At 65.6% G+C, this 7,371-nt stretch carries 7 protein-coding genes; 2 read left to right on the forward strand and 5 right to left on the reverse strand.

Annotation, left to right across the window (positions count from 1 at the left end; all coding sequences use genetic code 11):
- Positions 1-149 precede the first annotated feature (149 nt).
- A complete protein-coding gene (locus tag ACSFC5_RS21540) occupies positions 150-1,286 on the forward strand; it encodes an acyl-CoA dehydrogenase family protein (protein WP_440767262.1) in 1,137 nt (378 codons plus the stop codon).
- Between the two features lie 15 nt (positions 1,287-1,301).
- On the opposite strand, the gene ACSFC5_RS21545 is transcribed toward ACSFC5_RS21540, so the two are convergent.
- Positions 1,302-2,084: an enoyl-CoA hydratase/isomerase family protein gene (locus tag ACSFC5_RS21545; protein ID WP_440767263.1), complete on the reverse strand. Its 783-nt coding sequence runs from the start codon at positions 2,082-2,084 to the stop codon at positions 1,302-1,304.
- 6 nt (positions 2,085-2,090) lie between these two features.
- Positions 2,091-3,257 (reverse strand): enolase C-terminal domain-like protein, encoded by a 1,167-nt coding sequence (locus tag ACSFC5_RS21550; protein WP_440767264.1) that lies wholly within the window; start codon positions 3,255-3,257, stop codon positions 2,091-2,093.
- A 102-nt stretch (positions 3,258-3,359) separates the two neighbouring features.
- On the opposite strand from ACSFC5_RS21550, the gene ACSFC5_RS21555 reads away from it, so the two are divergent.
- Positions 3,360-4,334, forward strand: coding sequence for an LLM class flavin-dependent oxidoreductase (locus ACSFC5_RS21555; RefSeq protein ID WP_440767265.1), 975 nt, complete (start codon positions 3,360-3,362; stop codon positions 4,332-4,334).
- 108 nt (positions 4,335-4,442) lie between these two features.
- Here the strand turns inward: ACSFC5_RS21555 and ACSFC5_RS21560 are convergent, their stop codons facing one another.
- The 3 genes from ACSFC5_RS21560 to ACSFC5_RS21570 all read right to left on the reverse strand — a co-directional run.
- A complete protein-coding gene (locus ACSFC5_RS21560) occupies positions 4,443-5,453 on the reverse strand; it encodes an ornithine cyclodeaminase family protein (protein ID WP_440767266.1) in 1,011 nt (336 codons plus the stop codon).
- Between the two features lie 108 nt (positions 5,454-5,561).
- Positions 5,562-6,077, reverse strand: a complete 516-nt coding sequence (locus ACSFC5_RS21565; protein ID WP_440767267.1) for an Lrp/AsnC family transcriptional regulator — start codon at positions 6,075-6,077, stop codon at positions 5,562-5,564.
- A 130-nt stretch (positions 6,078-6,207) separates the two neighbouring features.
- Positions 6,208-7,371: aminotransferase family protein (locus ACSFC5_RS21570; protein WP_440767268.1), on the reverse strand; the 1,164-nt coding region annotated here is incomplete at its 5' end.

Genomic DNA, 7,371 nt, shown 5'->3' on the forward strand with positions numbered 1-7,371 from the left:
TGTGTTGGACTACCGTACGAATGGCGTAATTCGCACATAAGAATTGCCTTTGGGGGCACTTCGATCCGATTTCGCCACCTGAGGCTCCCAGTCACGGCCGGGGATCCGGTTACAGTACATTGATACCGGTAGCTACGATACCAACTCACATGCTATCGCTCAGTCCGGAGCAGGAGTTACTGGTCTCGTCGGTCGCGGACATCGCGGAGCGCGAGTTCGCCGATCGAGCGTTCGAGTGGGACGGCGAGCCGCCATGGGAGAACGCACAGCTGTTGGCCGACCGTGGCTTTCTCGGCGTCAACTTCGCCGAGGAGTACGGCGGCGGTGGAATGACCGAACTCGACGCAATCCTCACCATCGAGGCCGTCGGTCGCGTCTGTCCCGACACCGCGGAGTTCCTCTACAATCAGCAGCTGGTCGCGCCGCGAGCGATCGAACTGTTCGGAACCGAGGACGCCAAGGAGCGGTACTTGCCGCCGGTTCTCGCTGCGGAAGACAGCATCGCGATCGGCATCTCGGAGCCGGAAGCGGGCTCGGACGTGGGCGCGATGGGAACGCGCATCGAGGAGGACGGGGACGATCTGGTGCTCAACGGCGAGAAAACGTGGGTGAGCAACGTCGAGCACTCGAGCGCGGCGCTCGTCTGGACGCAGTTTCCCGACGGCCTCGGCTCAGTTATCGTCGAGTTCGACTGGGACGGCGTCGAGGTCGCACAGCACTACGCCAACATGGCCGGCCACCACCAGACGCACTTCGTCATGGAGGACGTCGTCGTTCCGGAGGCAAACGTCGTTACGAGCGGCCCCGAGGGGTTTAAAAACCAGCTCCGGGCGCTCAACTGGGAGCGCGTGGGAAGCGCCACGCTGGCGAACGCGCTCGCGAGCTGTGCGCTGGAGAAGGCCCTCGAGTACGCCGAGCAGCGAACGCAGTTCGAGCAGCCGATCGACGAGTTCCAGGGCATCGAGTGGAAACTCGCGGACGCGGCGACGGAGCTCGAGGCCTCGCGGGCGCTCACCCATCGGACGGCGGCCCGCGCACACGAACAGGGACGTATTCCCGCCCGCCTCGACGCGTCGATGGCCAAACTCCGCGCGAGCGAGATGGTCGAGCACGTGGTCAGCGAAGCCCTCCAGATCCACGGCGCAAACGGCTATCAGCAGGGCCACCCCCTCGAGTACCTCTACCGGCTGGCTCGAGGACGTCGGCTCGCGGCCGGCACCGACGAGATACAAAAGAATCAGATCGCGGCCGTGCTCAAGCGGGACGGACTGCCGAACCTCGCGTGAGCCGTGGGACCCTCGTTACGAGTAGTCGCGGTCGAACTCCGGATCGCGATTCTCACCGAAGGCGTCGATCGCCTCTCGGTGTTCGGGATCGGTCACGCACTCCCACTGGTACGCGATGGCTCGTTCGCAGTACTCCTCGAACGATTGCTCCGGATCGACGAGCCGGTTCGTCCGTCGAACCGCCAGCGCGGGTAGCTCGAGCAGGTCGGCCGCCAGCTCGCGTGCGCGGTCGACGGGGTCGTCCGCGCTGTCGACCGCGAGACCGAGCTCGACGGCGTCCTCGGCGGTGATATCCTTACCGGTGAGGAGGTACTCCTTCGCTTTCGCCTCTCCGATGAGCCGCGGTAACAGCCAGCCGCCGCCGTCGCCGGGGACGAGGCCGACGCGGACGAACCCCTCCCGCAGGATCGCGTCCGGGCCGACGATTCGCAGGTCACAGGCCAGCGCGAAGTCACAACCCGCGCCGACCGCGGGCCCGCTGACCGCTGCGATCGACGGCTTCTCCATTCGGCGGAGCTGTCGAACGACGTTCTGGACCGACCAGAGGTAGCCCGCGTACTCCTCTTCGGTCATCTCCTCGCGCCAGTTCGGCATCTCCGTGATGTCGGCCCCCGCACAGAACCCGCCGTCGGCGCCGGTCAGGACGACGACGTAGACCCCGTCGTCGGCAGTTGCGTCGCGCAGCGCCTCGTTGAGTTCGAGGATCGTCTGCCGTCGAAAGGCGTTGTGCACCTCGGGACGGTCGATCGTGATCGCGGCGATTCCCCCGTCGGTCTCGTATCGGATGTCGTCGGCCATTCTCGATCACTCGTAGACTCGTCGCCCGATCTCTCTGGCTTCGATCTCGTCCCAGTCGTACTCGACGCCGAGTCCCGGCCCGTCCGGGACGTGGACGAGTCCGTCCTCGTCGACGGTGTCCAGCATGTCGGAGTAGTCGTCCGCGTACACCGGCGGCTGGGTGTTCGGACAGATCGGATGGACGAGCGCCACCTCGTAGTAGTTGCTGTTGCGCGTCGCCGCCAGGCAGTGGCGTTGGGCCGGCCCGGGCGCGTGGTACTCCACGTCGAGTCCGAACCCTTCCGCCATGTGGGCGATCTTCATCGCGCCGGTGATGCCGCCGTCGTACTCGGGATCCGCGCGCACGAAGTCGGTCGATTCCGTCGCGACGAAATCGGTGTGGGCCTCGAGGCCGCGAACGTGCTCGGTCTGGAGGAGCGGCGTGTCGAGCATCTCGCGGAGCTTTCGGTGGGAGTGCTGGGAGACGCCGCCGTCGCGGTAGGGATCCTCGTACCAGAGGAAATCGGCGTCGTCGCAGGCCTTCCCGATCTTCAGCGCGTCGGCGAACGTGGCCGGATTGCAGGCCGGGTCGAGCATGAGGTCCATCTCGTCGCCGACGCGGCGACCGACCTCGCGGACGACAGCGGCCGTTTCGTCGGGATCCGTCCAGTCGCCGCCCCAGTCGTGGATCTTGAATCCCTGATACCCCATCTCGAGACAGTCCTCGGCGAAGTCGGCGTAGGCGTCGGGCGAGTCGAGGCCGCCGTTCCTGTCGCCTTGGTACGTCGAGGCGTAGGCGGGGAAGGAGTCGCGATAGCTCCCGAGCAGTTCGTGGATCGGCGCACCGCGGTAGTTCCCGGCGAAGTCCCACAGCGCGATGTCGATCGGTCCCATCCCCATCCAGTCGTACTTCCGCAGGGCGCGCTTGAACGCGCTCCAGTGGCGCTCGCGCTCGAGCGGGTTCTTGCCGATAAGGTAGTCGGCGATCATGTTGAGTTGGGCGGCGCCGGGCGAGTTGCCGCCGACGTACTCGCCGGTCGTTCCCTCGTCGGTGTGAACGCGGAGGGCGAACAGTTTCCGTTCGGTCGTCGTGCCGGGTTCGTAGACGATGCTGAACCCGTTCGGCGCGTAGCCGACGTCGGGAAGATCGTAGCCGAACTCGACCGACTCGATGCGCGTGATCGTAGGTGCCATCGGTACGCTATCACATAGCGAAGGCGTTCTAAATGGTTTTGCATCGCGGTGATGTGCCGGCCGAGCGCAAACGGTTAGGTCGGTCGGTCGAAACGGTGAGGTATGGTATCCCACGGCTACGTACTGCCGACTCGCGGCGTCGTTCTCTCCGCCGATGACTCCCTCGAGCAGGCCGCTCGCGTGCAATCAGAAGTGATCGGTCTCGCTCGCCGAGCCGAAGCGCTAGGACTCGACGGCGTGTGGGCCGGAGACAGCGTGCTGGCGAAACCGCGCCTCGAACCGTTATCGACCCTCGCCGCCGTCGCCGGGGCGACGGAATCGGTCACCCTCGGCACCGCGGTCTACCTGCCCCAACTTCGACACCCGGTTCACGTCGCCCACCAGACGGCGACCGTCGACCTGGTGAGTGGCGGCCGGCTCGCACTCGGCGTCGGGGTCGGCGTCGGCGACGGCGTCGAGGCTGAACACGACCAACTCGACGTCCAATACGAGCGTCGGGGCGCGTTGCTCGACGAAGGGCTCGAGATCCTCGAGGGCCTCTGGAGCGACGAGCCGGTGACGGTTGACGGCGAGTTCTTCGACCTGGACGACGCCGATATCGGCATCCGCCCGTGCGGGAGCCCGCCACCCGTCTATATCGCTTCGGCGACGTTCGATCCGCGGGACGGCTTCCCGCGACGGATACGGGACCGGATCGCCGCTCGCGGCGGCGGCTGGCTTCCCATCGGCATGTCCCCCGAGATGTACGAGGGCGGACTCGACCGGGCGCGCGAAATCGTCGACGACGCCGGTCGCGACCCCGCGGGCTTCGACGCGGCCTACTATCACGACGTGGTGATCGCGGAGACAGAAGCGGCGGCGATCGACCAGGCTCGCGAGTTCCTCGATCGGTACTACCCCTCCTGGGGTGCCCTGAGCGACGACGACATTCGGAAACGGGGAGCGTTCGGCCCGCCGTCGGTCGTCGCGGACCACCTCGAGCGGTACACCGACGCCGGCGTGGAGACGTTCGTCACCCGTTTTACCGCGGCCGATCAGCGCGAGCAGTTGCGTCGGTTCGCCGATATCGTCGACTGAGACGCGTCGCTGCGGCTTTCGAACTCGAGCACTCGACCGTCGAACTATCGTCGTCCTGCCAGTCGGCTGCCCGACGAGACGGTGAATTGTGTACAGTGGTGTTCGCGGCTATTCCGACGGGAGCCGGCCGGTCAGCGCCTCGCTGGCGGGGGCGATCGGAAGTTCGGTACCCAGCCCTTCCTCGAGGGCCTTCTCGTAGAGCATGTAGCCGGCGGCGACCGTCTCGATCCCCGTCCCGCCGCTGTCGAACACCGTGATTTCGTCGTCGCTCGTTCGGCCAGGTTCGGTTCCCGCGACTACCTCACCGAGTTCCGCGTGGACGTGATCCTCGTCGACGACGCCCTCCTCGAGCGCCGCGAGGAACGATCCCGCGTCCTGTGTCACGCGGTCGCGGAGGTCGGGGACGTACGTCGCGCGCTCGATGGTAGTCGTGTCGAGTTCGCGGCGGCCGGGGGTGTACTGACCCATCGCCGTCACGTGCGCTCCGGGCTCGAGGTCGTCGCCGTCGAAGACCGGATCGGCCGCCTTCGTCGCCGTGATGACAACGTCGGCACCGGTTACGGCGGCCGCGCTCGAGTCGACGGCCTCGACGGACGCGTCGAGGTGGTCGTCGAACTCGGCGGCGAAGGTCTCTCGATTCTCCGGCGTCGGTGAGAAGACGCGGACCGACTCGAAATCGCGGACGGTCGTCGTCGCGTGGAGTTGGCCGCGGGCCTGCGCGCCGCTGCCGATGACGGCGAGGGTACTCGCGTCGTCCCGCGAGAGCGCGTCGACGGCGACCGCGCCGGCCGCGCCCGTCTTGAACGGATTCATGCTCGCACCGTCGATGAGTGCGATGGGTTCGCCGCTTTCGGCGTCGAACAGCGGCGTCACGAACCAGGCGTTGGGTCCGCTAAAGCCCGACGTGTACACGTAGCCGCCCATCGCACCCGTCTCGGGGAGGATCGTCGAGTAGTTCGTGAGCTTTCCGTCCGGATTCTCGTTGCGGAACGTCTGTCGCGGCAGGGCCGGGGCGCCCTCGCCCCGTTGGCGGTAGCCCTCTCGGACGACGTCAACGTATTCGGCCGGCGTTGCGAGTCCGTCGACTTCGTCGCTGGTAAGAAACAGCGTGTCTGTCATACTCGATCCATCACACGCAGGGTAGAAAAAGGCAACCGTTAGATGAGGGGGTGAAGATGCGGTATCCACGCTTGTGCGTGCGGATCGCTTACTCGGTCCCGATTTCGTTTACTCGGTCTCGAGAATGTTGCCGATCATCTCGTCGGACATGTTCTCCAGTATCCTGTTTCCGTTCTTGAGTTCCCGCATGACGAATCGGGAGGACGTTTCGTTGACGCCGTCGATGGCGACGATATCGTCGATGACCTCGTTCATCTGATCGTGGTTCTGGACGCGAGAGATGACGACGAAGTCGACGTCTCCCATGGTGTAGTAGACCTGCTGTACGCCCTCGACGTCGACCAATCCGTCACCGATTTCGTCGGCGTAGCCGCGCTCGTGCGAGACGTTCACTTCGGTGATGACGACCATCGCGAGCCCCAGCGACTGGGGATCGATATCGGCGGAGATGTCCGTTATCACGCCGTCTTCTTTGAGGCGATTCAGTCGGTAGTGGATCGTCGACTTCGAGAGATCGAGTTCAGCCGCGAGCTCCTCGAGGTTCTTCTCGTCGTTTTGCTCGAGCTCTCTGAGGATTTCGAGATCGTTTTCGTCCAGATCCGGCAGCGGTTTTGTGGGTTTCATACTATTTACTACGTAGCACCGTAGTAATAAGGTTCGATACGTCGCGACGAAGTCCTCGGCTTCAACACGCGGCGGTGATCGCAGCGTCAAGAGCCGTTACGGCGTCGTCTGTCTCCGCTCCCACTGGTGACTACCGATCCATCGCGGCGTCGGACACCTCGAGGGCGTCGTCGAGAACCGCGACGGCCTCGTCGATGTCGTCTTCCGTGATGGGCAGCGGGGGCGCGATGATGAGCGTGTTGATCATGTTGGCGACGTAGACGCCGCCGTCGGAGGCGGCCGCGGCGACCTCGTCGACGACGGTCGATCCCGTCGAGATCTTGTCCTCACGCTCCCCGAACGGCACGCGCTCGTCGGGGTCACTCGTCAGCTCGATTCCGCGGAAGAGGCCGACGCCTCGCGTCTCGCCGACGCTCGGGTGGTCCTCGGCGAGTTCCTCGAGGCGATCGCCGAGATAGTCGCCGACCTCGCTCGCGTGTTCGATGAGGTTCTCCTCCTGATAGGTCTCGACGGCGGCGAGTCCGGCGGCACAGGCGAGGGGGTGGCCCGCGTAGGTGTGGCCGTGGCAGAACATCTCGTCCTCGAAGTGGTCGGCGATCTCGTCGGTGACGATCGTCGCGCCCAGCGGCGCGTAGGCTCCCGAGAGCCCCTTCGCCATCGTCATGATGTCGGGCGTCACGTCGAAGACGTCGCAGCCGAACCACTCGCCGGTGCGGCCGAAGCCGGCCATGACTTCGTCACAGATCAGGAGTGCGCCGTGGTCGTGAGCGATCTCCTTGAGCCGGGGCAGGTACTCGTCGGGCGGAACGAGAATGCCGTTCGAGCCAACGACCGGTTCGACGAGCACCGCGGCGACGGTGTCGCCTTCGAGCATCAGCATCTCGTCGATGTACTCGAGGCTTTCCATCGGCTCGAGGGTGGAGCCGTAGGCGTAGGGATCGGGGGCCTTGATCGCGCCGGGAACGCCGGGCTCGGCCATCAGTCGCCGTGGATCGCCGGTGACGCTGATCGAACCCGCGGTCGCGCCGTGATACGAGCGGTAGCGCGAGATGATCTTCTGCTTTCCCGTGTACATGCGAGCGATCTTGATCGCGGCTTCGACGGCTTCGGTGCCGCTGGTCGAGAAGAACGTCTTCGAGAGGTTCCCCGGCGTCACCTCCGCGAGCTTCTCGCCGAGTCGCGCCCGCGGTTCGGTCGTAAAGCCCGGCGCGAAGTACGCGCCCTCGTGGGCCTGTTCGGCGATTGCGTCAGCGACTCCGTCGGCGGAGTGTCCGAGGTTCGAACACATGAGCTG

Source organism: Natronorubrum marinum (assembly GCF_052040125.1).
Taxonomy (GTDB): domain Archaea; phylum Halobacteriota; class Halobacteria; order Halobacteriales; family Natrialbaceae; genus Natronorubrum.

Coding starts and splice junctions, on each gene's coding strand:
- ACSFC5_RS21540 (WP_440767262.1), top strand. CDS start 150: ATGCTATCGCTCAGTCCGGAGCAGGAGTTACTGGTCTCGTCGGTCGCG.
- ACSFC5_RS21545 (WP_440767263.1), bottom strand. CDS start 2,084: ATGGCCGACGACATCCGATACGAGACCGACGGGGGAATCGCCGCGATC.
- ACSFC5_RS21550 (WP_440767264.1), bottom strand. CDS start 3,257: ATGGCACCTACGATCACGCGCATCGAGTCGGTCGAGTTCGGCTACGAT.
- ACSFC5_RS21555 (WP_440767265.1), top strand. CDS start 3,360: ATGGTATCCCACGGCTACGTACTGCCGACTCGCGGCGTCGTTCTCTCC.
- ACSFC5_RS21560 (WP_440767266.1), bottom strand. CDS start 5,453: ATGACAGACACGCTGTTTCTTACCAGCGACGAAGTCGACGGACTCGCA.
- ACSFC5_RS21565 (WP_440767267.1), bottom strand. CDS start 6,077: ATGAAACCCACAAAACCGCTGCCGGATCTGGACGAAAACGATCTCGAA.